This is a genomic window from Paracoccus sediminis (assembly GCF_900188295.1).
In the GTDB taxonomy this organism is placed as follows: domain Bacteria; phylum Pseudomonadota; class Alphaproteobacteria; order Rhodobacterales; family Rhodobacteraceae; genus Paracoccus; species Paracoccus sediminis.
In genome coordinates this window covers 256,445-280,644 of the sequence record NZ_FZNM01000002.1, presented here as the reverse complement: position 1 = coordinate 280,644, position 24,200 = coordinate 256,445, and the positions used below count along the sequence as shown (strand labels likewise).

Genomic DNA, 24,200 nt, shown 5'->3' with positions numbered 1-24,200 from the left:
TCATCGCCAGATAAGCCCGGCCCGCCCGCGACACAATGTCCCGTCATGCGCCTGCGGCACAATGCAGCGAAAGGACCATCATTGCCAGAACTGCCCGAAGTCGAAACCGTGCGCCGCGGCCTTGTGCCGCACCTGGAAGGCCGGCGCATCGCGCGGGCCGAGGTGCGCCGGCCGGACCTGCGCTGGCCCCTGCCGGTCGATCTGGTGCAGGTGCTGACGGGGGCCACGGTCACGGCGCTGCGGCGGCGGTCGAAATACCTGCTGGCGGACCTGGACCGGGGCGGCACCCTGCTGATGCATCTGGGCATGTCGGGGCGGATGCTGGTCCAAGGCGGCAGCCTGGGCGATTTCCACCGCGACCCGGCGATCCTGCCGCGCCACGACCATGTGGTGCTGACCACCGATGCGGGCGCCACCATCACCTTCAACGACGCCCGCCGATTCGGGATGGTGGATCTGATCCGCGACGGCGCGGCCCATCCGCTGCTGGACCGCCTGGGACCGGAACCCTTTGACGACGCGTTCACCCCCGCCTATCTGGCCGGGGCCTTCGCGGGCCGCACGGTGCCGGTGAAACAGGCGCTGCTGGATCAACGGATCGTCGCAGGCCTGGGCAACATCTATGTGTCCGAGGCGCTGCACCGCGCGGGCATCGACCCGCGCCGGGCGGCGGGCCGCATCGGTTCCGCGCGGATCGCCGCCCTTGTCGGCCATATCCGCGACGTGCTGTCTGACGCCATCGCGGCGGGCGGATCGTCCCTGCGCGACCATCGGCAGGCGACCGGGGAACTCGGCTATTTCCAGCACAGTTTCCGCGTCTATGACCGCGAAGGCGCGCCCTGCCCCGCGCCGGGCTGCACGGGCGTCATCCGCCGGATCGTGCAAGGCGGGCGGTCCAGTTTTCTTTGCCCGATGTGCCAACGCTAGGCCGGTTGGCTTTCCGCCCCGCCATTTGCTAGGGTCCGCACGGAACGCATCGCAACGGGGACGCCGCCATGGCCTTTCAAACCATCATCGTCGAGATCGAGGACAGCGTCGCCCTGATCCGGCTGAACCGCCCCGAGGCGCTGAACGCGCTGAACACCGCGCTTATCACCGAACTGGGCCAGGCCCTGGCGGATGCCGACCGCAACGACAAGATCCGCTGCGTGGTGCTGACCGGCAGCGAAAAGGCGTTTGCCGCCGGGGCCGATATCAGGGAAATGGCCACCAAGACCTTTGTCGATGTCTATGACGAGGATCTGTTCGGCGCCCGGATCGACGCCATCACCCGCATCCGCAAGCCCATCATCGCCGCCGTTTCCGGCTATGCCCTGGGCGGGGGCTGCGAACTGGCGATGATCTGCGATTTCATCATCGCCGCCGACACCGCCAAGTTCGGCCAGCCGGAAATCAACCTGGGCGTCATGGCAGGCATCGGCGGCACCCAGCGCCTGACGCGGTTCGTGGGCAAATCCAAGGCCATGGACATGCACATGACCGGCCGGTTCATGGATGCGGCCGAGGCCGAGCGGTCGGGCCTTGTCAGCCGCGTCGTGCCCGCCGCCAAGCTGATCCCCGAGGCCATGGCCGCCGCCCGCAAGATCGCCGAGAAATCGCAGGTCGCCGTCCGAGCCGCCAAGGAGACCGTCAACCGCGCTTTCGAGACCACCATGACCGAAGGCATCCTGTTCGAACGGCGCAATTTCCAGGCGCTGTTCTCGACCGAGGATCAGAAGGAAGGCATGGCGGCCTTTCTGGAAAAGCGGGAACCGCAGTTCCGCGACCGCTGATTCCCCCTTTTCTTTCCGCCGCTGATCGCGTATTGGCCCCGGCTTACATGCGCGTGGGCCCGCTTAGGCAAGAATCATGACCGCCTTTCAGAAAGGCGGGGTCTTGGGTCTTTTGCGCGATCGAAACGCAGACAGACCGATAGGAACAAGACCATGGCCAATACGCCCCAGTCCAAGAAACGCGCCCGCCAGATCGAGCGTCGTACCGACGTGAACAAGGCCCGCCGTTCGCGCATCCGCACCTTCATCCGCAAGGTCGAGGAAGCCATCGCGTCCGGCAACGCGGATGCCGCAAAGGAAGCGTTGCAGGCGGCCCAGCCCGAACTGATGCGCGGAGTCACCAAGGGCGTGGTCCACAAGAATACTGCATCGCGGAAAATCTCGCGCCTGGCGGCCCGCGTAAAGGCGCTGTCCGCAGCCTGATCTATTTTTTCTGCGCGATGGAACCCTTGCAATGGGGACCATCGGCCTTTGCGTCCCTGGCGGGTGCGGATGGGAATCCGCGCCCGTTTCGCGTTTCTGCACCTGCGAATGTTGCAAAAATGCCTACATATCAAGGCCTTCAGGATTCTTTCCTTTTGAGTCAAGGGCATCGCAGATTCGGTTCGGCAAAGCCCCTGTCAAGCGCAGAGTTCGATTGCAGCCCGTCCTGCGCGACGGCTAACGTGATGGGGCGATTCACGTCGCTGTGTTGGGGACGGGCCGGTCATGCATCCTTGTCGGATTGCCATGGCGGGTCGGGCATCGAAGCAACAGGCGCTTCGTCTGCCCTCGGGTCATCATCGGTCGGCTGCCACCGGCCGTATGGAACCCGTGTCTTGGATCTGGAATCGGGCGTCAGCCCCGTCATGCGGCCCCGTTTGGGTCGCAGGGTGGGGTTTTGCATCGATCCGGTCAGCCAGCGCGCGTCGGGGATCCTGTTTCGTCGGACCGTCCGGCGAAGGCTGGGGACAGGATAGATAGGGCACGATCATGGACGATGTATGGGGCCAGGCTTGCGCCGCGCTGGAAACAAGCGTGGGGCCGAACAATTTCAACCACTGGATCAAGCCCTTGCGCCTGACCAACCTGGAATCGGGCATTGCGCATTTCGCAAGCCCGACCCGGTTCATCTCGGACTGGGTGAACCGCCATTTCGCCAAGGATATCATGGGCGAGCTGAGCCGCCACGGCCAGCCGGTCGAACGGCTGCGTTTCGACGTGGTGCCGCAGGCCGCGCCCGGCCGCGCCCGCCCGGCCGTTCCGGCCAAGCCCCAGAGGCCCGTTGCGTCCGCCGCGGCACCCGCCACCGCCCGCGCGGCGCGTCCCGACATGGGGGCGCCGCTGGATCCGCGCTATACCTTTTCCAACTTCGTGGTGGGCAAGCCCAACGAACTGGCCCATGCCGCCGCGCGCCGCGTGGCCGAAGGCGGGCCGGTGGGCTTCAACCCCCTGTTCCTGTATGGCGGCGTGGGCCTGGGCAAGACGCATCTGATGCACGCCATCGCCCATGACTATCAGGTCAATCATCCGGCAGCCCAGGTGCTGTACCTGTCGGCGGAACAGTTCATGTACCGCTTCGTGCAGGCCTTGCGCGAAAGTTCGATCATGGATTTCAAGAGCATGTTCCGCAACGTGAACATGCTGATGGTCGACGACGTTCAGTTCATCGCCGGCAAGGACAGCACCCAGGAAGAATTCTTCCACACCTTCAACGCCCTGGTCGATCAGGGCAAGCAGATCGTGATTTCCGCCGACCGCGCCCCCGCCGAGATCAAGGGCCTTGAGGAACGCATCAAGTCGCGCCTGTCCTGCGGGCTGATCGTGGACCTGCATCCCACGACCTATGAATTGCGCCTGGGCATCCTGCAATCCAAGACCGTCGGCTTCCGCGCCCAGCAGCCCGACCTGGAAATCGGCACCGGCGTTCTGGAATTCCTGGCCCACCGCATCACCACCAACGTCCGCGTGCTGGAAGGCGCGTTGCAGCGCCTGTTCGCCCATGCCAGCCTGTTGCGCCGCGAGATCACGCTGGAGGTCGCGCAGGAATGCCTGGCCGACATCCTGCGCACCAACGACCGCAAGATTTCCATCGACGACATCCAGCGCAAGGTGGCCGAACATTACAACATCCGGCTGGCCGACATGGTGGGGCCGAAACGTGCCCGCAACGTTGCTCGGCCCCGCCAGATCGCCATGTATCTGTCGAAACAGCTGACCAGCCGCAGCCTGCCGGAAATCGGCCGCCGCTTTGGCGGGCGCGACCACACCACGATCATGCACGGCATCCGCAAGATCGAGGAATTGCTGGCCGACGACAAGACCATCGCCGAGGACGTGGCCATGCTGAAGCGGCTGCTGGAGGCCTGATTTCCAAACCCCCACGAAACCCTTGTGACCGCCCGCGCGGGTCGTTACAAAACAGGTCCGTTCACGGGCCGGAACGGCCACAGGCACAGGGAAAAGTGATGAAATTCTCGATCGAGCGCGCCGTTCTGGTCAAGGCCGTTTCTCAGGCCCAATCGGTCGTGGAACGCCGCAACACCATTCCGATCCTGGCCAACGTGCTGATCGAGGCCACGCCCGATGGCGTCAGCTTCCGCGCGACGGATCTGGATACCGAAGTGGTGGACCGTGCCGCGGCGCAAGTGGAACGGCCCGGCGCCACCACCGTCAGCGCGGTGATGCTGAACGAAATCGCGCGCAAGCTGCCCGACGGCGCCCTGGTCCAGATCAGTTCGGACGATGCGTCGGGCCGGCTGTCGGTGCAGGCGGGGCGATCCAGCTTCAGCCTGGCGACCCTGCCGCGCGAGGATTTCCCGGTCATGGCCTCCAGCGAATACAGCGCCAGCTTCCGGGCCAAGGCCGACATGCTGCGCCGGCTGTTCGACAAGGCCAAGTTCGCGATCTCCACCGAGGAAACGCGCTATTACCTGAACGGCGTCTACATGCATGTGGCCCAGGCGGACGGCCAGCCCATGCTGCGGTGCGTGGCGACCGACGGGCACCGCCTGGCGCGGATCGACGCGCCCCTGCCGGTGGGCGCGGACGACATGCCGGGCGTGATCGTGCCGCGCAAGACGGTGGCCGAACTGCGCAAGCTGCTGGACGACGACGACACCGACATCGCCGTGTCGGTCAGCGAAACCAAGGTGCGCTTCGCCACGCCCACCCTGACGCTGACCTCGAAGGTGATCGACGGGACATTCCCCGATTATTCGCGCGTCATCCCCCAGAACAACGCCCGCAAGCTGGAGGTGGACGCCGCCGATTTTGCCCGCGCCGTGGACCGGGTGGCCACCGTCAGCAGCGAACGGTCGCGCGCGGTCAAGCTGGCCTTGGACCAGGACCGGCTGATCCTGTCGGTGAACGCCCCCGACGCCGGCACCGCCGAGGAGGAGCTGATCGTGGCCTATGGCGACGATCCGCTGGAGATCGGCTTCAACGCCAAGTACTTGCAGGAAATCGCCAGCCAGGTTGACCGCGACAACGCGGTGTTCATGTTCAACGGATCCGGCGATGCCGCGCTGATCCGCGAAGGCGGCGATCAAAGCGCGGTTTATGTCGTCATGCCGATGCGCGTGTGACATTGCTCGAAACGTCGCTGGCGCATCTGTCGCTGGCGCAGTTCCGGTCCTGGCCCCGGCTGGATCTGGATCTGGACCAGCGGCCGCTGGCGATCTCTGGTCCCAACGGATCGGGCAAGACCAATATCCTGGAAGCCGTGTCCATGCTGGCGCCGGGCCGCGGCCTGCGGGCGGCGCCCGCCCCCGAACAGGCGCGGCTGGGCAAGGACACAGGCTGGCGGATCCGGGCCGCGCTTGGCGATCATGCCCTGGAAACCGCGGCCCTGCCGGGCCAGCCGCGCGGCGTCGCCATCGACGACAAGCCCGTTCCACAGACCGCCTTGGGCGGGATGCTGCGGATCCTGTGGCTGGTGCCGGCCATGGACCGGCTGTGGTCCGACCCGCCCGAGGCGCGCCGCCGGTTCCTGGACCGGGTGACGCTGAGCCTTTGTCCCGACCATGCCGATCTGGCGCTGACCTATGACAAGGCGATGCGGGAACGCAACCGCCTGCTGCGCGACGGGATCGGCGATCCCGGCTGGTATCGCGCGCTGGAATCGCAGATGGGCGATGCGGGCGCCGCCTTGACGCGGAACCGCCAGGGCGCGCTGACGGCCATCATGGCAGCGCAGACCGACGGGGATTTTCCCGCCGCCACGCTGACCCTGCTGCCGGGCGAAGGCGCGGCCGATGATCCCGACGCCCACAGCATCGCCGCCCGCCTGGCCGCCCTGCGTCCGCGCGATCTGGCGGCGGGGCGTACCCTGACCGGCCCGCACCGCGCCGACCTGGGCGCGCATTGGGGTCCGCAGTCCATGCCCGCCGCCCAGTCCTCGACCGGGGAACAAAAGGCTCTGCTTCTGTCGCTGATGCTGGCCAACGCGCGCGCGCTGGCGGGCCGGCCCGTCGTGCTGCTGCTGGACGAGGTGGCGGCCCATCTGGACGCACGCCGCCGCGCCGCGCTGTATGAGGCGATTGGCACCCTGCCCGCGCAAAGCCTGCTGACCGGCACCGGGCCAGAGCTTTTCGCGGATTTCGGACCCGGCGCACGCCGCCTGTCGGTGACAAAGGCCGAAGGGATGTCACACGCCGCCGAGGCTGTCGGCTGAAACCTGTCGATACCGCCGAAAAACCCCGTCTTTCCCGTGACTTTGCCCGGCCGAATGCTTATATCGGCCCCACAGGAACAGGACACCATCACCCATGACCGACGCAGCCCCGCAGACCGCCGAATACGGCGCCGATTCCATCAAGGTTCTCAAGGGGCTGGAAGCCGTCAGGAAGCGGCCCGGCATGTATATCGGCGATACCGACGACGGGTCCGGCCTGCACCACATGGTCTACGAAGTCGTGGACAACGGCATCGACGAGGCCCTGGCCGGCCACGCCGACTATGTGAAGGTGAAAATCCACGCCGACAACAGCGTGTCGGTGCGCGACAACGGCCGCGGCATTCCCACCGACATCCACGCGGGCGAAGGCGTTTCGGCGGCCGAGGTCATCATGACCCAGCTGCACGCGGGCGGGAAATTCGACCAGAACAGCTACAAGGTGTCGGGCGGGCTGCACGGCGTGGGCGTGTCGGTCGTGAACGCCCTGTCCGACTGGCTGGACCTGCGCGTCTGGCGGGGCGGCAAGGAACATTACGCGCGGTTCGAGGGGGGTGATACCGTCGAACACCTGCGCGTCGTGGGCGACGCCGCGCCGGGTGAAAAGGGAACCGAGGTGCGGTTCCTGGCGTCCGCAAAGACCAGCCATCCCGACGGCACGTTCAGCAATCTGGATTACGTCTTCAAGACGCTGGAAAACCGGCTGCGGGAACTGGCCTTTCTGAACAGCGGCGTCCGCATCATCCTGGAGGATGAGCGTCACGCCGAGGTGCAGCGGACGGAATTGTTCTACGAAGGCGGCGTCCGGGAATTCGTGAAATACCTGGACCGATCCAAGACCGCCGTGATGCCGGAGCCGATCTTCATGACCGGAGAACGCGGCGGCATCGGGGTCGAGGTCGCGATGTGGTGGAACGACAGCTATCACGAGACGGTGCTGCCCTTTACCAACAACATCCCGCAGCGCGACGGCGGCACGCATCTGGCGGGCTTTCGCGGCGCGCTGACCCGCGTGATCGGCAAATACGCCCAGGACAGCGGCATCGCCAAGCGCGAAAAGGTCGATTTCACCGGCGACGACGCCCGCGAGGGGCTGACCTGCGTGCTGTCGGTCAAGGTGCCCGACCCGAAATTCTCCAGCCAGACCAAGGACAAGCTGGTGTCGTCCGAGGTTCGTCCGGCAGTGGAAAACCTGGTGGGCGAAAAGCTGGCCGAATGGTTCGAGGAGAACCCGTCCGAGGCCAAGGCCATCACCGGCAAGATCATCGAGGCGGCACTGGCGCGCGAGGCCGCCCGCAAGGCCCGCGAACTGACGCGTCGCAAGACCGCGATGGATGTGGCCTCGCTGCCCGGCAAGCTGGCCGATTGCCAGGAAAAGGATCCGGCCCTGTCGGAACTGTTCATCGTCGAAGGCGACAGCGCGGGCGGTTCCGCGAAACAGGGCCGGTCGCGCCAGAACCAGGCGGTGCTGCCGCTGCGGGGCAAGATCCTGAACGTGGAACGGGCGCGGTTCGACCGGATGCTGTCGTCGGAAATGATCGGCACGCTGATTACGGCGCTGGGCACCGGCATCGGGCGCGACGAATTCACCCTGAACAAGCTGCGCTACCACAAGATCGTCATCATGACGGACGCCGACGTGGACGGCGCGCATATCCGCACGCTGCTGCTGACCTTCTTTTTCCGGCAAATGCCGGAACTGATCGACGCGGGCCACCTGTATATCGCCCAGCCGCCCTTGTACAAGGTGTCGCGCGGGCGGTCCGAGGTTTATCTGAAGGACGAGGCCGCGCTGGAGGATTACCTGATCCAGCAGGGGGTGGAGGGCGCGGCGCTGCGGCTGCACGACGGCCAGCAGATCGTCGGCGCCGATCTGACCCGCGTGGTCGAGGAGGCCCGCGCCGCCCGCCGGGTGTTGCGCGCCTATCCCACGCATTATCCCCCCCATATCACCGAACAGGCCGCCATCGCGGGCGCGCTGATGCCGGGCCGCATCGATGCCGATGCGCAGGGCGCGGCAAGCGCCGTCGCCGGGCGTCTCGACATGATTGCCGAGGAATACGAACGCGGCTGGTCCGGCCGCCCGACCCAGGACGCGGGCATCCGCCTGTCCCGCACCCTGCGCGGGGTCGAGGAGAACCGGACCCTGGACGGGCAGATGCTGCGCAGCGCCGAAAGTCGGCGCCTGGGCGAGATGACCGGATCGTTACAGGATGTCTATGGCCAGCCCGCGCGCCTGATCCGCAAGGACCGCGACCAGCCGATCTTCGGGCCGCTGGGGCTGTTGCAGGCGATCTTCCTGGAAGGCGAAAAGGGCCTGTCCTTGCAACGCTACAAGGGCCTGGGAGAGATGAATCCCGGCCAGTTGTGGGAAACCACGCTGGATCCTGGCGCGCGCACCATGTTGCAGGTCCGGGTTCAGGATGTTGCCGAGGCCGAGGATCTGTTCACCAAGCTGATGGGTGACGTCGTGGAACCGCGCCGCGAATTCATCCAGCAGAACGCGCTGAGCGTCGAGAATCTGGATACCTGACGCAACGCGCGACCGATCTGCCGCAGCTTCATGCACGTTCCGGTTTTTCTGCCGGAACCGTCTCGTCGCCAGTTGCCGCAAGGGCAATCGGACGATATCGCTGCACGACATGCGATTCGCCGCCTGTTTCAAGGAGCCGCCGATGCGTCCGACCCGTTTTGCCGCCCTGTGCGCCCTGGGCGTGTTGACCGCGTCGAGAGCCTTGGCGGGCGGCTATGCCGCGCCGGTGTCCGATCCTGTGGCGGTCGCCCCCGTGGCCGCGGCAGATCCGGTGGACGACTGGACAGGCGGTTACGCCGGGGGATCGCTGGGCTACGCCTTTGGCGGCAATGATTCGGTGGGCTTCGACCTGTACAATAACGGCGATCTGATCGGGCGGGACGATGCCTTGGGACGGGCCGATATCAAGGGTCCGACCGTGGCGTTTCAGGCCGGTTATCGCTGGCAGCGGGGCAATTGGGTCTTTGGCCCCGAACTGTGGATCGAAGGCGGCAGCGTCGATGCCACCGACACGCTGGGCGCCGATCCCGGCGCCCGGATCGAATCCGCCGTCAACTATCTGGTCGGCGTGCAGGCCAAGACTGGCTACGTCGTGACCCCCCGCACCCTTGTCTATGCGGCGGCGGGGGCGGTTTACGGCGATCTGGATTATTCCCTGTCGGACGCTGCGGGGACCGAGACGGTGACCTACGACACGACCGGCTATTCGCTGGGCCTGGGGGTCGAACGCAAGGTGCGCGACAACCTGTCGCTGTTCGCGGAATGGCAGTATCGCAACCTGGGCGAAACCGACATCGAAGCCGGGGACGAGGCCGACAGCGTGCTGACCCGCGCCACGCCGGAACATCAGGATCTCAGGTTGGGCGTGAACTTCAGCTTCTGAACCGAGACATCGGCCGGGCGCAGTCTTTGGCCGTCATGCCCGGCGGCCAGTCCGGCGCAGGGTGCCGACCGGCAGGGCCAACGCGCGCCCGCCCCCGCAGGCAATGGCCAGCCCTTGCGGCACCAGGGCCGACAGGACGGGACTGTCAACCGCCAGCCCGCCCGTATAGGCCCCGAAGGCCGGCAGGATCAGATGATCGCGCCCGGCCAGAAAACAGCGCCGCCGTTCCCCCGCCAGCCTGACGCAAGGGTGGAAATGGCCCGAAACGTCCGGTCCCTGTCCGGCCTGATGCCGCAGCACCAGACCGTCGGCCAGTTCGGCCACTGTTTCGCCCGGCAGGCGCGGGCAGACGGGGGACGGGTCGTGATTGCCGCTGATCCAGATCCAGCGGCGCCCCCAGGCCATGCCGCGCAGGCGGTCGCACAGCATGTCCGGCAGGGCCTGCGCCGCCGTGTCGTCGTCGAAGCCGTCGCCCAGGCTGACCACGGCGGCGGGATCGGTGGCGGCGATTTCGGATTCCAGGCGATCCAGCGTCGCCAGAACCTCGTAGGGCGGCAGCAGCGATCCGCCGCGCCGGGCCAGGCGTTCGGATTTGCCCAGATGCAGGTCGGCCACGATCAGCCAGCGGCGGTCGGGCCAGAACAGCGCACCCGACGGCCGCGCCTCGACCCGGTGGCCCGCAAAGTCGAAGGCATGGGTCACGTCAGCCCCGCCTCGGCCATCAGGGCGGCGGCCTCGGCCTCGGCCAGGCGCTCGCGGCCCTGGCCCGCGATGGGCACCCGGCCGAATTCCAGCAGCAGGGGCGCGGCCAGCGGCGTCACGCGGTCCAGCATCCGGTGGTCGTGGCGGGGGGAATGGTCCAGCATGTCCTCGATCCGGTCGAAATCCACAAGGCCCCGGCGCGCCTCCTCGGCGGTGATCCGCAGCAGCAGGTGGCCGGGGTCATAGCGGCGCAAGGTATCGTAAAGGATGTCGCTGGAAAAGGTGGCCTGCTTGCCGGACTTGCGGCCTCCCGGCATGTTGCGCTGGATCAGCCCGGCGATGATCGCGACATTGCGGAACGTCCGCTTCATCACCGCATTGCCCGCCAGCCAGTCGCCCAGACCCGTCCGCAGCGCCTCGCGGTCCATCAGCGGTTCGGGATCGGTCACGGGGTCCAGCGACCAGATCCACAGGGCATAGTCGGTCGCCAGGAACCCCAGCGGCCCAAGGCCCGCATCCTCCATGGTCCTGGTCATCAACAGGCCCAGAGTCTGCAAGGCATTCCGCCCCGCGAACCCATACAGCGCGAAATGCCACTGGCCGTGATGGGGAAACGTCTCGCTCAGCAGGACGCCAGGCTGCGGCAGGGTGCTGACGCGGGCCTGAAGCGCCAGCCAGTCGGCGGTGTTCGGGGGCAGCGCGCCATGGCGCAACCGATCGCCGATCAGGGCCTGCACCCGATGCGACAACTGCGTGGATGTCGCCAGCTTCAACCCGGAATAGACCGCGATCCGGGGCTGTTTCGCGGGCTGCCGCGTCACCTCGACGGTCAGTTCGCGAAGCCCTTCATACCGCACGGTCTGCCCGCCGATCAGAAAGGTATCGCCCGGCACTAGGGTCGCGGCGAATCCTTCCTCGACCTCGCCCAACAAGCCGCCGCCGCGCCCGCGAAAGCGGACCTTCAGCATTTCGGCCTCGACGATGGTGCCCACGTTCATGCGCAGGTTGCGCGCGGCGCGGGGATCGCGCAGCCGCCACAGCCCGTCGCGCCGCATCAGCCGCTGCCACTGGTCATAGGCGCGCAAGGCGTATCCCCCGGTCGCCGCGAACTCCAGGCAATCGTCGAACTGCGCGCGCGTCAGGCCGCGATAGGGGCCGGCGGCCCGCACCTCGGCGAACAGGGCGTCGGCGTCGAAGGGACCGGCGCAGGCGGTCAGCAGGATATGCTGGCACAGCACGTCCAGCGGGCCGGGGCCGCGCGGATCGCCGTCCAGATCGCGTTCGCGCACGGCCTCCAGGGCGGCCACGCATTCGATCACCTCGAAACGGTTGGCGGGCACGATGCGGGCGCGGCTTGGCGCGTTGTAGCGGTGGTTGGCCCGTCCGATCCGCTGGACCAGCCGCTTGACGTTCTTGGGCGCGCCGACCTGGATGACCAGATCGACCGCGCCCCAGTCGATGCCCAGATCCAGGCTGCCGGTCGCCACGACGGCGCGCAATTGCCCCGCCGCCATCGCCGCCTCGACCCGTTGCCGCGCCTCGCGCGCAAGGCTGCCGTGGTGCAGGCCGATGGGCAGGTTGTCGTCGTTGGCCGCCCACAGGGCCTGAAAGAACAGCTCCGCCTGGGCGCGGGTGTTGATGAAGATGATGGTGGTGCGGGCCTGCCGAATCTGGTCCAGAACCTCGGGGATGGCATAATGGCCTCCGCCGCCCGCCCAGGGCGCGGGGCGCGCGGTGGCCAGCATGGCGATGTCGGGGTCCGGGCCGGGATCGGCATTGATGATGGTGGCGCCGCCCATGAAACGGGCCAGGGCGTCGGGATCCTCGACGGTGGCCGACAGGCCCGTGGTGACGACGCCGGGGGCCAGCGCGCGCAGACGCGCCAGGCCCAGCATCAGCTGATCGCCGCGCTTGTTTTCGGCAAGCGCGTGCAGTTCGTCCAGCACCACCCGGCGCAGGCTGCCGAAGATCCGGGGCGCCTGTTCATAGGACAGCATCAGGGCCAGCGATTCCGGCGTGGTCAGCAGGATCTGCGGCGGATCGACCCGCTGGCGGGCGCGCTGGGCCGACCGCGTGTCGCCGGTCCGGTCCTCGACCCGGATGGGCAGGTTCAGTTCGGCCACCGGACGCGCAAGGTTGCGGGCGATATCCGCCGTCAGCGCCTTGAGCGGCGAGACATAGAGCGTGTGCAGCCCCGTATGGCCATCGGCCAGGTCCACCAGCGACGGCAGGAACCCGGCCAGCGTCTTGCCGCCCCCCGTGGGCGCGATCAGCAGCGTGTCGCCCTGCGCCGCCAGCAGATCCAGCTGGTGCGGATGCGGTTGCCAGCCCTGGCGGGCGAACCAGTCCTGGAAATCGGGCGGCAGGGTCAAGCGATCATGGCTTTCAGCGTGGACAGGTGATCGGCCTCGACGGCTGGCTTGTCCCAGCGGATGCGGCTGATGCGGGGAAAGCGCATGGCCACGCCCGCCTTGTGGCGGCCGGATGCGTTCAGCCCCTCGAATGCGACCTCCAGCACCAGTTTCGGCGCGACCGAACGGACGGGGCCGAACCGTTCGATGGTATTGTTCCTGACAAACCGGTCCAGTTCGCGCAACTCCTCGTCCGTGAAGCCGAAATAGGCCTTGCCGACCGGCACCAGTTGATCGGCGTCCCACAGCCCGAAGGTGAAATCGCTGTAGAACCCCGACCGCTTGCCATGCCCGCGCTGCGCATAGAGCAGCACGGCATCGACCACCTGCGGATCGCGCTTCCACTTGAACCACGGCCCGCGCGGACGCCCGCCGACATAGGCGCTGTCGCGGCGCTTTATCATCACGCCCTCGATCACCGCCGCCGGGGGATCGGCCCGCAGGGCCGCCAGGTCGTCCCAGGTGGCAAAATCCAGAAGCGGAGAGACATCGATGCGGTCGCTGCCGAAATCGGCTTTCTCCAGGATCCCGCGGCGTTGGGTCAGCGGCCGGTCGCGCAGGTCGCGCCCTTGCCAGATCATCAGGTCATAGACCCGCAGGCTGGCCGGGTGGCTGTCCAGCATCGTGCGGCCCACCTGCTTGCGTCCCAGCCGCTTTTGCAGGTCGCCGAAGACCGCGACATCCTCGCCGCGCCGGACCAGCAGTTCCCCATCGACGGCGCCGTCGAAGTTCAGCGCCTCGATCACGTCGGGAAAGCTGGCGCCGATGTCCTCTCCGGTGCGGGAATACAGCCGCCGGACGCCGCCGTCGTTGATCGCCTGGACGCGGATGCCGTCCCATTTCCATTCGGCGACGTAATCGCCGGGATCAAAGGCTTGCAACTGGTCCAGATCGACCGGCGTGGACAGCATCACCGGACGGAACGGGGCCTTTGCGGCCTGTTCGGGCCGCGCCCCCCCCGCGATCCAGTCGAACAGCGGCTGATAGGGCGGCGTCAACCCGTGCCAGATCTCCTCGATCTGGGCCAGGTCGGGGGCGCCCATGTCGGCCAGGGCGATCCGGGCCATGCGGGCGGACAGGCCGATGCGCATGTTCCCGGTCGCCAGTTTCAGAAAGGCCAGCCGCTGCGACGGTCCCAGCCGGTCCAGCATTCCGGCGATGGCCACGGGCAGGCCTGCCTTGCCGGTGTCCGACAGCAGCGCCACCGCCTGTGTCAGCGGCACATCCTCGTCCTGATCCGTTTCCCAAAGCAGCGCGATGGTTTCGGCCAGATCGCCTACGAAGTCATAGGACAGCGCGAACAGCTGTTCGTCCACGCGTTCGACCATCAGCCCGCGCAGCAGGCCGGGCGTCACGGTGCGCAGTTTCAGATCGCCGGTCAGAGCCGCCAAGGCAAAACCGCGATCCGGGTCGGGCGTCTGGTCCAGGTAATGCCGCAGGATCCGCAGCTTGGCGTTGCGCGCAGGCGTGAAGGCCAGGCGTTCCAGCAGGGTGGCGAATGCCCTCATTCCGGCTCGTCCTCGTAGCCCACCAGGCGCAGAGGGCGGGCGGGGATGCCCTGCAATTCGCACCAGCGCATCAGCCCGTCCTCGGTCCCGTGGGTGATCCAGACCTCGGACGGGGCCAGTTCGGTGATGGTCCGCGTGACCTGCGGCCAGTCCACGTGATCGCTGATGACCAGCGGCAGTTCGACCCCCCGCTGCCGGGCGCGGGCGCGCACCGCCATCCAGCCTGAGGCGAAGCCGATCACCGGGTCCTTGAACCGCTGCACCCAGGCCGACGCAAAGGCAGAGGGCGGCGCGATTACCAGTTGCGCATCGACCTGTTTCGCGGTGGCCGGGATCAGCGGGCCAAGGTCGATCCCCTGGTCCACATGGTAATCGCACAGCCGTTGCAGCGCGCCATGAATGGCGATGGGGCCGTCGATCCCGGCCGCCCGCGCCAGCATGATAAGCCGCTGCGCCTTGCCAAGGGCATAGGCGCCGATCAGGTGATGGCGTTCGGGAAATTCGGCCATGCTGGCCAGAAGGCGGGCCATTTCCCCCGCCGGATCGGGATGCTTGAACACCGGCAGGCCAAAGGTCGCCTCGGTCACGAAGATGTCGCAGGGCACGGGTTCGTAAGGATCGCTGACCGGGTTCGGGTGGCGGCAGTAATCGCCCGACACGACGATCTTCGGACCATGGTCCGGCTGCACGGCGATCTGCGCCGATCCCAGGATATGGCCCGCCGGATGAAAGCTGACGGTGGCGTCGCCCACGCGGACCGGACCCTCGGCGGCCTGGCGCTGGCCGGCAAAATCCTCGCCATAACGGATCGCCATGATCTCCAGCGTTTGCCGCGTCGCCATGACGGCGCCATGGCCCGAACGGGCGTGGTCGCCGTGGCCGTGGGTAATCAGCGCGCGGGGCACCGGGCGGATCGGGTCGATGTAGAAATCGCCGGGTGGGCAGTAAAGGCCGGCCGGGGTAGGGTGCAGGATCTGGTCGGCGCGCATAGGCCCCCAAGGTGGCAAGGAATTGCGCAACGACAACGCGGCCCCGCGGACCCCTGTTCCGTCAGGCGGGCGGGGCGCGGCGGACCGGGGCCACGGGCGCCTTGGACAGTTGCACGGCCAGGATGCCCGCCATGATGATGCCCACGCCGACCACATCGCTGGCGGCCAGCCGTTCGCCCAGCAGCAAGGCGCCGGTCGCCACCCCGAAGAACGGCGTCAGGAAATGGAACGTCGCGGCCCGCACGGCGCCGATCCGGCCCACCAGCTTGAACCACACCCAGGTCGCCACAAGCCCCGGCACGATCACGGTATAAAGGAATGCCCAGACCAGGCGCGGATTGGGGTCGACCTGCCAGTCCTCCAGGATCGGGGCGATGATCCACAGGGTCGCGGACCCGACCAGCATCTGCAACCCGACCACCATCATGACGTTTCCGCCCGAACTGGCGCCCCGCACCGTCAGCGTGGCCACCGCCAGCGCCAGGGCCGCGGCAAAGCACATCAGGATGCCGGTCATGTCGCTGCCACCCTGCAACCGCGCGCCCATGATGATCGCCACGCCCACCAGCCCCAGGGCCAGCCCCGCGACGCCCAGCGGCCGCAGGCGTTCGCCCATCAGCAGAAATCCCAGCAGCGCCACGATCAGCGGCATGGTGGCCGCGATGATCGAGGCCAGCCCCGCCTCGATCCACTGCATCGCCACCCAGTTGAGGCCCAGATACAGCGCGTTCTGGCACAGGCCCAGGATCACCACCGCCCGCCATTGCGCCCGCGTCAGCGCGCGCCAGGTTTCACCCATAGCCAAGGCGATCATGACGCCCATCGTCCCCGACAGCAGAAACCGCAGGGCCAGGGCGAACAGCGGCGGCACCTCGGTCACGATCATCCGGGTCGAGGTGAAGGCCGACGCCCACATCACCGCAAAGAACACCCCCATGCCGATTGCGCGAATGTCCATGCGAAAGGCCCTGTCTTGCAGATGATGCAGAAGGGCTAGCAGGTCGGGGGGATGGCGGAAAGGGCATAACGAAAAAGGCCGCGCCCATCGGCACGGCCCTGTCATCCACCCGTCGGGGCGATCAGCTGTTCACGCTGTCCTTCAGCGATTTGGCGACCGTCACCTTGACCTGCTTGTCGGCGGGCTTGGTCATCATTTCCTGGGTCTGCGGGTTGCGGACCTGGCGTTCCGGGCGGGCGCGGCAGGCGATCTTGCCGATTCCGGGGATCGTGACCGAGCCGCCGGCGGCGACTTCGCGGCTGACCACCGCGGCGATCGCGTCCAGCGCGGCCGTTGCCGATTTCTTGTCGGAACCCATTTCCTCGGCCAGGGTCGCGACAAGCTGGGTCTTGGTCATCGGTTTCGCGGATGGCGTAGCCATGAATCTGTCTCCTCCTGCCCTGTTCTGCGGGCCTGCGAATAGCGCCTTTTGCGGCATAACGCCTGCTACACACGTTTTTGACCAACAGATCAAGCCTTTTTCGCCAGATCCTGCGAAAGGAGGCGCCGCATGGCCGGTTGACGCAAGGTCACAGGAACGCCGTCTCGTTGAAGGACCGCAATTTGCGCGAATGGATCCGGTCCAGCGGCATCTCTCGCAGCTTTTCCATGGCGCGGATGCCGATCAGCAGATGATTGGCGACCTGCGTGCGATAGAAATCCGTGGCCATGCCCGGCAGCTTCAATTCGCCGTGCAGCGGCTTGTCGCTGACACACAGCAGCGTGCCATAGGGCACCCGGAACCGGAACCCGTTGGCGGCGATGGTGGCGCTTTCCATGTCCAGGGCGACCGCGCGCGACAGGGACAGCCGGTGGACCGGCCCGGACTGGTCGCGCAGTTCCCAGTTGCGGTTGTCGATGGTGGCCACCGTGCCCGTCCGCATGATCCGTTTCAGTTCGTATCCGTCCAGCCGCGTGACCTCGGCCACGGCTTCCTGCAAGGCCACCTGCACCTCGGCCAAGGCGGGAATCGGCACCCAGACCGGCAGGTCGTCGTCCAGGACGTGATCCTCGCGCAGATAGGCATGGGCCAGGACGAAATCGCCCAGCGACTGGCTGTTTCGCAGCCCCGCGCAATGGCCGACCATCAGCCAGGCATGGGGCCGCAGCACGGCGATGTGGTCGGTCGCGGTTTTGGCGTTGGATGGACCCACGCCGATGTTGACCAGCGTGATCCCCTGCCCGTTCGCGCGTTTGAGATGATAGGTCGGCATCTGCGGCAGCTTGGTCAGCGCGGCCAGGGGCGCCTCGGGGTCGGAGATTTCCTGGTTTCCGGGCGCCACGAAGCGGTCATAGCCCAGCGACCGATCGGCCAGGGCGCGGCGGGCAAAGGCCTCGAACTCGTCCACATAGAACTGATAGTTGGTGAACAGCACGAAGTTCTGGAAATGATCCGCCGCCGTGGCGGTATAATGCTGCAAACGCGCCAGGGAATAATCGATGCGCTGCGCGGTAAAGGCCGCCAGATGCAGCGATCCGTCCGGCATCGGGCCTGCGACGCCGTTCACGATGTCGTCGTTCATGGTGTTCAGGTCGGGTACGTCGAACACGTCGCGCAGGGAAAAATCCAGGACGCCTTCCTGGGGCACGGCCAGGTCGCTTTGCGCCGCGACGGCGAAATGCACGGGCATCGGGGTGTCGCTGATGCCCACCGCGACCGGCACGCCATGGTTGCGGATCAGCAGGCCGATCTGTTCGGTCAGATAGTTCCCGAACAGATCCGGACGGGTCACGGTCGCGGAATAGCTGCCGGGCGACACCACATGCCCGAACGACAGGCGCGAATCGACCTTCGGATGGGTGGGCACGGTCAGGCGCAGTTCGGGATAAAAGGCGCGATAGCGGGCCGTGGGCCGATCGCCTTCCAGGGTCTTGGTGAAGCGGTCCAGCAGAAAGCCCGTCGATCGGGCATAGAGGTCTTGCAGGCGCGCGACGGCGGCAGGGGCGTCCGTGAATTGCTCTCGTCCGGGCGTATCGGGGGTTTCGACCGGCAGGTAGCGGGAATCCGAGTCCATTCTTGGTGTCCTTCTTTCCCGCGACCCTGCCAGCGCGGCCGGGCGCAGGCAAGCGTCTGGCGCCGGGCTCCCGGCGCCGTTACGCTGGCGTCATGAAGATGCTTGTTTTCGGCCACGGCTACAGCGCCGGTTTCCTGACGCCGCTGCTGCGCGCGCGGGGCTGGCAGGTTCTGGGCACCACGCGGCGCGATCCCGGCCGGGTCGCGGCGGCGGGGGCCGCGCCGATCCCCTGGCCGGGCGCCGAGTCGCGGTTGCGGTCCGAGATCGCGACGGCGGACGCGGTCCTGGTCTCGGTCGCGCCCGGACCGCTGGGCGATCCGGTGTTGGCGGCGTTCCGCGACGATCTGGCGCGGGCGCGGCCCCGCTGGCTGGGCTATCTGTCCACGACGGGGGTGTATGGCGACCGGGATGGCGATTGGGTGGACGAGGACAGCTCTCTGGACGCCGCCGGCCCGCGCGGCCAGGCGCGCATCCGGGCCGAGGCGGACTGGCGCGCCCTGGCGGATCAGGCGGGCCTGCCGCTGCACATCTTCCGGCTGGCGGGAATCTATGGTCCCGGCCGCGGCCCTTTCGAGAAGATCCGCAACGGCACGGCCCGGCGGATCGTCAAGCCGGGCCAGGTGTTTTCGCGCATCCATGCCGAGGACATCGCCCAGGTTCTGCTGGCGTCCATCGACCGGCCCGCGCCCGGCACCGCCTACAACGTCTGCGACGACGACCCGGCCCCGCCCCAGGACGTGCTGGCCCATGCAGCGGATCTGCTGGGCCTGCCGCCCCCGCCCGAGGTGGCCTTCGAAGATGCGCAGATGACGCCGATGGCGCGGTCGTTCTATGCCGACAGCAAGCGGGTGTCGAACCGGCGGATCAAGCGGGATCTGGGGGTCGAACTGCGGTATCCCGACCATCGCAGCGGCCTGGCGGCGATCCTGGCGGCCGAGGCCGCGTCCGGGGGCGCTTCGCCGCATGGACTCCGCCCCGCGCCTGTGCAGGATCCGCGCCATGACTGATGTGGATGTGCTGATCGCCGGGGGCGGGCTGAACGGTCCCACGCTGGCGCTGGCCCTGGCGGGCGCGGGCCTGCGCGTGGCCGTGGTCGATCCGCGCCCGGTGGATGCGCGGGCGAGCGACAATTTCGACGGGCGCGCCTATGCGCTGGCCGTGGCCTCGCAGCGGTTGCTGAAGGCGCTGGGGCTGTGGGACGGGCTGGCGGGCGACAGCCAGCCGATCCGGCAGGTCAAGGCGTCCCAGGGCCGTTCGGGCGAAGGCGCGGCCCCGTTTTTCCTGCATTTCGACAGCGCCGAGATCGAGGAAGGCCCGGTCGGCCATATGCTGGAGGATCGGTTCCTGTACCGCGCCCTGCTGGCGGCGATGCGGGACCGGGTGCGGCATCTGCCGGACCTGCTGGTCACAGGTCACGGATCCACCGCGGGCGGGGTCGAGGTGGTGTTGTCCGACGGCCGCCGCCTGCGCGCCGGGCTGCTGGTGGGCGCCGACGGGCGCGGATCGGGGGTGGCGGCGCGCGCGGGCATCCGGCGTCAGGGGTGGGGTTACGGCCAGACGGCGCTGGTCGCGGCCATTGCCCACGAACGCCCGCACCACGGCATCGCACAGCAGTATTTCATGGCCACCGGTCCACTGGCGATCCTGCCCCTGCCCGGCAATCGCAGCAGCGTCGTCTGGTCGGAGACCAATGCCAATGCCCGCGCCATCGCCGCGCTGCCGGACGATGCGTTCCTGGACGTGTTGCGCCCGCGCTTTGGCGATTACCTGGGCCGGATCGAACTGGCGGGCGGGCGCTTCACCTATCCGCTCAGCCTCTCGCTGGCTGAACGCTATGTCGCGGACCGGGTGGCCCTGGTGGGCGATGCGGCCCATGGCGTGCATCCGATCGCGGGCCAGGGGCTGAACCTGGGCCTGCGCGACGTGGCGGCGCTGGCCGAGGTTCTGGTCGATGCCGCCCGGCGGGGCGAGGATATCGGATCGGAGATGGTGCTGGAACGATACCAAGGCTGGCGGCGGTTCGACGCGACCGCGCTGGCCTTGGGCATGGACGGGGTGAACCGGTTGTTCGCCACCGAAAACCCGTTGGTATCTGCCGTTCGCGGAGTCGGCATGGGAATCGTCACGGCGGTGCCCGCCTTGCGGCGGGGCTTCATGCGGCGGGCGGCGGGGCTGTCGGTCGATCCGATGCCGCGTCTGCTGTTGGGGCGGGCGCTGTAAGGGGGCTGCCGCCCCCTCTTGGCCTGCGGCCAATTCACCCCTGCGGATATTTGGGCCAAGGCAAAGCTCAGGCGGCAAGACGGCGGGCGGCCTGGGACAGGTCGGCGGCGAACTGGTCGCGCGCTGCGGCGGCCGCGGCCGGATCAAGCCGCAGGATCAGGCTGGGATGCCAGGTAATCAGCACCGGGCCGCCGTCGAGCATGGTTTCCACCGTCCCGCGCCGGGGTGTCAGGGGCAAGCGGTTGCCGGTCAGGGCAAAGGCCGCCGTAGCGCCAAGCGCCACCGTCAGGCGGGGCTGGACAAAGCGGCGTTCGAGATCCAGCCACCCCTTGCAATGCCGGATCTCTTCCGCGCCGGGATTCTGGTGAATGCGGCGCTTGCCGCGCGGGACGAACTTGAAATGCTTGACCGCATTGGTCATCCAGGCCCGCGCCGGGTCCAGCCCCGCGCCCGCCATGGTCTGCCGCAACAGCTGACCGGCAGGGCCGACGAAGGGGCGGCCCTGCAGATCCTCGTGATCGCCCGGCGCCTCGCCCACGATCATCAGGGGGGCCGCGGGATCGCCCTCGCCCCAGACGGTCTGGGTGGCGGCATGGCACAGGTCGCAGCGGGTGCAGCGCAGGGCCTGGTCGCGCGCCGCCTCCAGCGACTCGGGCGGGCGGTCGTCGGGGATCTGGCGGATGCGGGCCGTCACGCGGGCGGCGAAAGCCGGGGCATTGGTCGCGCCCGCGTCGCGCATGGCCTGCACCCTGCGGGGCGCATCGGCAAGCATCTCGGGGATCAGCGCGGTCTCGGGCAGGTTCTTCCAGTATTTCAGCGGCATTTCCGACCGCATGGCCGTGGTCTTGATGCGGGCCGGGTTGAAGATGTTGGCGAAATAGGTCTGCCACAGGGTATGGCTGGCATCCGCCGGAAAATCCGGCCGCGGCGCGGGCGGCGCATAGGCGATGGCCCCGCCGAACCGGGCGATGCCTTCGGGCGTGGCGATCAGCCAGTCCATGTCGGCGAACCGTTTGGCAAAGAACGGCGTCCCGGCCTCGAGGATCGGATGTTCGGGTTCGAACCAGGCGCCGAAGCTGCGGCGCGGTCCAGCCGAGGGCAATTCGTGGAATCGCACGAAGGCGTGCATCTTGTGGATGTCGCGGCGCACGGATTTGGCCATCCGCCCCAGCCGGTCGGTCAGGGGATCGGCGGGGTTGGCGACAAAGCCCCGGTCGTCCTGCAACCGGAACAGCGCCGTATACAGCAGCGCCCAGCGTTCGGGATCGGAATGGCTGGCGGCCATGCGGGCCAAGTCCAGGAAATCCCGCGTTGCCGCCACCGGGTGCGGGCCGGGCGACGGTAGGGGATCGGCGCCGAACAGGCCGGGCGGAGCGTCGGCATCGGCCCAAGTCACTTGGGCCGGATCCACGCGATTGCCGGCAAGCTGGCGCGCCGCGTCGCGCCAGGCCTCGAAACGGCCAAAGCGCGGCAGATCGACGCGGATCACAGCAGTTGCAACTGTTCGGGCGGCGGCGCAAAGCGCGCGCGCAGGCCCGCGCTGTCGGTCAGGGCGCCGGGATGCCAGTCAGGCAGCGTCACGAAGGGCTGCGCCTTGGACATGATTGCCCCCATCCGCAGCAGATCGCCGTATCGCACCGGCCCGTTGCGCCGCGCGGCCAAGATCCGCGTCACGGTCTTGGTGCCGAAGCCCGGCACCCGCAGCAGCATCTCGCGCGATGCGCGCGTCACATCGACCGGAAACTGCGCCCGGTTGGCAAGCGCCCAGGCCAGCTTGGGGTCGATGGCCAGATCCAGAAAGCCCGACGGATGGGCGGCGCCGATCTCGTCGGCCTCGAACCCATAGAAACGCATCAGCCAGTCGGCCTGATACAGCCGGTGTTCGCGCATGAGCGGCGGCTTGACCAGCGGCAGCGCGGCGGAGGCGTCGGGAATGGGGCTGAAGGCGGAATAATAGACCCGCTTCAGGTCATAACCGGAATACAGGTTGGCCGAGGTTTTCAGGATGTCCCGGTCGGTGGCCGCGTCGGCGCCGACGATCATCTGGGTGGACTGGCCGGCGGGCGCGAAACGCGGCGGAGGCCGGCCGGTATGGGATTTCTCCTTCGCGGCCTCGCGCGACAGGCGGACGTCGGCCATCGCGGCGCGGATCGTCTCGGGGCGCTTTTCGGGGGCCAGTTCGCGGATGCTGGCGTCCTGGGGCAATTCGATGTTGATCGACAGGCGGTCGGCGAACAGCCCCGCCTGGGCCACCAGGTCGGGCGCGGCGTTGGGGATGGTCTTGAGGTGGATATAGCCCTTGAACCCGTGTTCGATCCGCAGCGTCCGCGCGATGCGGACCATGTCGCCCATGGTCTGATCGGGGCTGCGGATGATGCCCGAGGACAGGAACAGCCCCTCGATCATGTTGCGGCGATAGAATTCCAGCGTCAGTATCACCACCTCCTCAGGGGTGAACCGGGCGCGCTCGACGTTGCTGCTGACGCGGTTGATGCAATAGGCGCAGTCGAAGATGCAGAAATTCGTCATCAGGATCTTCAACAGGCTGATGCAGCGCCCGTCCGGCGTGTAGGCGTGGCAGATGCCCGTGCCGCCCGATGATCCAATGCCGCCGTCGCGCGAGTCGCGCCGGGTCGTGCCGCTGCTGGCGCAGGAGGCGTCGTATTTCGCCGCGTCCGACAGGATCGCAAGCTTCTGCTGGAGGGTCCGCGGTGCCATGCGGGGAATATATGTTCTTGCTGTGTTCTGTTCAACAGCCTGCTGCGGGAACATTCACGTCCCTGCGATTGTTTGACGCCCGAACCATCCGCCAGTCGTGATGTGCATCCCCGTTCGGAAAGGATATGATCCGCGTCATGAACCTCAGATCCCTCGCCCTTGCGCCCGCCCTTGTCCTTGGCCTTGCCGTTCCCGCGCTTGCCGAGAAAATCCCGCTTAACGAATTGTCGCGTTATCTGAACCGGATGACGACGGCGACGTCGGAATTCACGCAGGTCAATCCCGACGGCTCGATCTCGACCGGGACGGTCTATATCCAGCGTCCAGGGCGAGTCCGGTTCGAATACAACAACGACAACACGCTGGTTCTGGCATCCGCCGGAAATGTCGCGGTGTTCGATCCGAAATCGGGCGATCCGCAGCAATATCCGCTGTCGCAGACGCCTCTGTCGATCATCCTGGACGCGAACGTGGACCTGGGCCGGGCAAACATGGTCACGGCGCATGCCGAATCGAAGAACGCCACAGTCGTGACCGCGCAGGATCCCCAGAACCCGCAATACGGCAACATCCAGATGGTGTTCACCGGCGGGCCGACGCAGTTGCGCCAGTGGGTCGTCACCGACGACAGCGGCCAGAAGACCACCGTGATCCTGGGCGAGATGCGCGAGGGCGGGTCGATCCCGGCGTCGAAATTCTCGATCAACAGCGAACTGGCCCGGCGCAATTGATCGGTTCGACCGCGTCCATCATGGCGGTTGATGGGTTTCATCACGCTGCCGGGGCTTGATCTTCGGG

The 24,200-nt window shown here is 67.5% G+C and carries 20 protein-coding genes; 11 read left to right on the top strand and 9 right to left on the bottom strand.

Annotated elements, in window-relative coordinates; translation table 11 throughout:
• Positions 1-81 precede the first annotated feature (81 nt).
• From mutM to CHB77_RS04335, 8 genes are all read left to right on the top strand, one after another.
• Positions 82-927 carry a bifunctional DNA-formamidopyrimidine glycosylase/DNA-(apurinic or apyrimidinic site) lyase gene (gene mutM, locus CHB77_RS04370; RefSeq protein WP_089386956.1) on the top strand — a complete coding sequence of 282 codons (846 nt, stop codon included), beginning with the start codon at positions 82-84 and terminating at the stop codon, positions 925-927.
• 68 nt (positions 928-995) lie between these two features.
• Positions 996-1,772 (top strand): enoyl-CoA hydratase, encoded by a 777-nt coding sequence (locus CHB77_RS04365; RefSeq protein WP_089386955.1) that lies wholly within the window; start codon positions 996-998, stop codon positions 1,770-1,772.
• Between the two features lie 153 nt (positions 1,773-1,925).
• On the top strand, positions 1,926-2,195 hold the full coding sequence (gene rpsT / locus CHB77_RS04360; RefSeq protein ID WP_089386954.1) for a 30S ribosomal protein S20: 270 nt from the start codon (positions 1,926-1,928) through the stop codon (positions 2,193-2,195).
• A 546-nt stretch (positions 2,196-2,741) separates the two neighbouring features.
• Entirely contained in the window at positions 2,742-4,121 is a 1,380-nt protein-coding gene (gene dnaA, locus CHB77_RS04355; protein ID WP_423212874.1) for a chromosomal replication initiator protein DnaA, read from the top strand.
• 98 nt (positions 4,122-4,219) lie between these two features.
• Positions 4,220-5,338: a DNA polymerase III subunit beta gene (gene dnaN, locus CHB77_RS04350; protein ID WP_089386952.1), complete on the top strand. Its 1,119-nt coding sequence runs from the start codon at positions 4,220-4,222 to the stop codon at positions 5,336-5,338.
• A 2-nt stretch (positions 5,339-5,340) separates the two neighbouring features.
• Complete coding sequence (gene recF / locus CHB77_RS04345) at positions 5,341-6,426, top strand: DNA replication/repair protein RecF (RefSeq protein WP_089386951.1); 1,086 nt, start codon at positions 5,341-5,343, stop codon at positions 6,424-6,426.
• Positions 6,427-6,520: 94 nt separating this feature from the next.
• On the top strand, positions 6,521-8,959 hold the full coding sequence (gyrB, locus tag CHB77_RS04340) for a DNA topoisomerase (ATP-hydrolyzing) subunit B (protein ID WP_089386950.1): 2,439 nt from the start codon (positions 6,521-6,523) through the stop codon (positions 8,957-8,959).
• Positions 8,960-9,101: 142 nt separating this feature from the next.
• Complete coding sequence (locus CHB77_RS04335; protein WP_165456196.1) at positions 9,102-9,842, top strand: outer membrane protein; 741 nt, start codon at positions 9,102-9,104, stop codon at positions 9,840-9,842.
• Positions 9,843-9,875: 33 nt separating this feature from the next.
• On the opposite strand, the gene pdeM is transcribed toward CHB77_RS04335, so the two are convergent.
• From pdeM to CHB77_RS04300, 7 genes are all read right to left on the bottom strand, one after another.
• Positions 9,876-10,544 carry a ligase-associated DNA damage response endonuclease PdeM gene (gene pdeM, locus CHB77_RS04330; protein WP_089386948.1) on the bottom strand — a complete coding sequence of 223 codons (669 nt, stop codon included), beginning with the start codon at positions 10,542-10,544 and terminating at the stop codon, positions 9,876-9,878.
• Entirely contained in the window at positions 10,541-12,916 is a 2,376-nt protein-coding gene (locus CHB77_RS04325; RefSeq protein WP_089386947.1) for a ligase-associated DNA damage response DEXH box helicase, read from the bottom strand. The genes pdeM and CHB77_RS04325 overlap by 4 nt, the downstream gene beginning before the upstream one ends.
• Positions 12,913-14,463: a cisplatin damage response ATP-dependent DNA ligase gene (locus tag CHB77_RS04320; RefSeq protein WP_089386946.1), complete on the bottom strand. Its 1,551-nt coding sequence runs from the start codon at positions 14,461-14,463 to the stop codon at positions 12,913-12,915. The genes CHB77_RS04325 and CHB77_RS04320 overlap by 4 nt, the downstream gene beginning before the upstream one ends.
• Complete coding sequence (locus tag CHB77_RS04315) at positions 14,460-15,452, bottom strand: ligase-associated DNA damage response exonuclease (RefSeq protein WP_089386945.1); 993 nt, start codon at positions 15,450-15,452, stop codon at positions 14,460-14,462. Before CHB77_RS04315 ends, CHB77_RS04320 begins: the two co-directional genes overlap by 4 nt.
• Positions 15,453-15,513: 61 nt before the next feature.
• Positions 15,514-16,410, bottom strand: coding sequence for a DMT family transporter (locus tag CHB77_RS04310; protein ID WP_089386944.1), 897 nt, complete (start codon positions 16,408-16,410; stop codon positions 15,514-15,516).
• 121 nt (positions 16,411-16,531) lie between these two features.
• Positions 16,532-16,831: an HU family DNA-binding protein gene (locus tag CHB77_RS04305; protein WP_089386943.1), complete on the bottom strand. Its 300-nt coding sequence runs from the start codon at positions 16,829-16,831 to the stop codon at positions 16,532-16,534.
• Between the two features lie 148 nt (positions 16,832-16,979).
• Positions 16,980-18,464 carry an AMP nucleosidase gene (locus CHB77_RS04300; protein ID WP_089386942.1) on the bottom strand — a complete coding sequence of 495 codons (1,485 nt, stop codon included), beginning with the start codon at positions 18,462-18,464 and terminating at the stop codon, positions 16,980-16,982.
• Positions 18,465-18,556: 92 nt separating this feature from the next.
• Between CHB77_RS04300 and CHB77_RS04295 the strand changes: the two genes are divergently transcribed.
• Positions 18,557-19,471 carry an SDR family oxidoreductase gene (locus CHB77_RS04295; protein WP_089387162.1) on the top strand — a complete coding sequence of 305 codons (915 nt, stop codon included), beginning with the start codon at positions 18,557-18,559 and terminating at the stop codon, positions 19,469-19,471.
• Positions 19,464-20,684, top strand: a complete 1,221-nt coding sequence (locus CHB77_RS04290; protein WP_089386941.1) for a UbiH/UbiF/VisC/COQ6 family ubiquinone biosynthesis hydroxylase — start codon at positions 19,464-19,466, stop codon at positions 20,682-20,684. Before CHB77_RS04295 ends, CHB77_RS04290 begins: the two co-directional genes overlap by 8 nt.
• A gap of 67 nt (positions 20,685-20,751) precedes the next feature.
• On the opposite strand, the gene CHB77_RS04285 is transcribed toward CHB77_RS04290, so the two are convergent.
• Together CHB77_RS04285 and CHB77_RS04280 are read right to left on the bottom strand one after the other, a co-directional pair.
• On the bottom strand, positions 20,752-22,173 hold the full coding sequence (locus tag CHB77_RS04285) for a UdgX family uracil-DNA binding protein (RefSeq protein WP_089386940.1): 1,422 nt from the start codon (positions 22,171-22,173) through the stop codon (positions 20,752-20,754).
• Complete coding sequence (locus CHB77_RS04280) at positions 22,170-23,402, bottom strand: putative DNA modification/repair radical SAM protein (protein WP_089386939.1); 1,233 nt, start codon at positions 23,400-23,402, stop codon at positions 22,170-22,172. The genes CHB77_RS04285 and CHB77_RS04280 overlap by 4 nt, the downstream gene beginning before the upstream one ends.
• 137 nt (positions 23,403-23,539) lie before the next feature.
• On the opposite strand from CHB77_RS04280, the gene CHB77_RS04275 reads away from it, so the two are divergent.
• Complete coding sequence (locus CHB77_RS04275; protein WP_089387161.1) at positions 23,540-24,133, top strand: LolA family protein; 594 nt, start codon at positions 23,540-23,542, stop codon at positions 24,131-24,133.
• Positions 24,134-24,200: the final 67 nt, after the last annotated feature.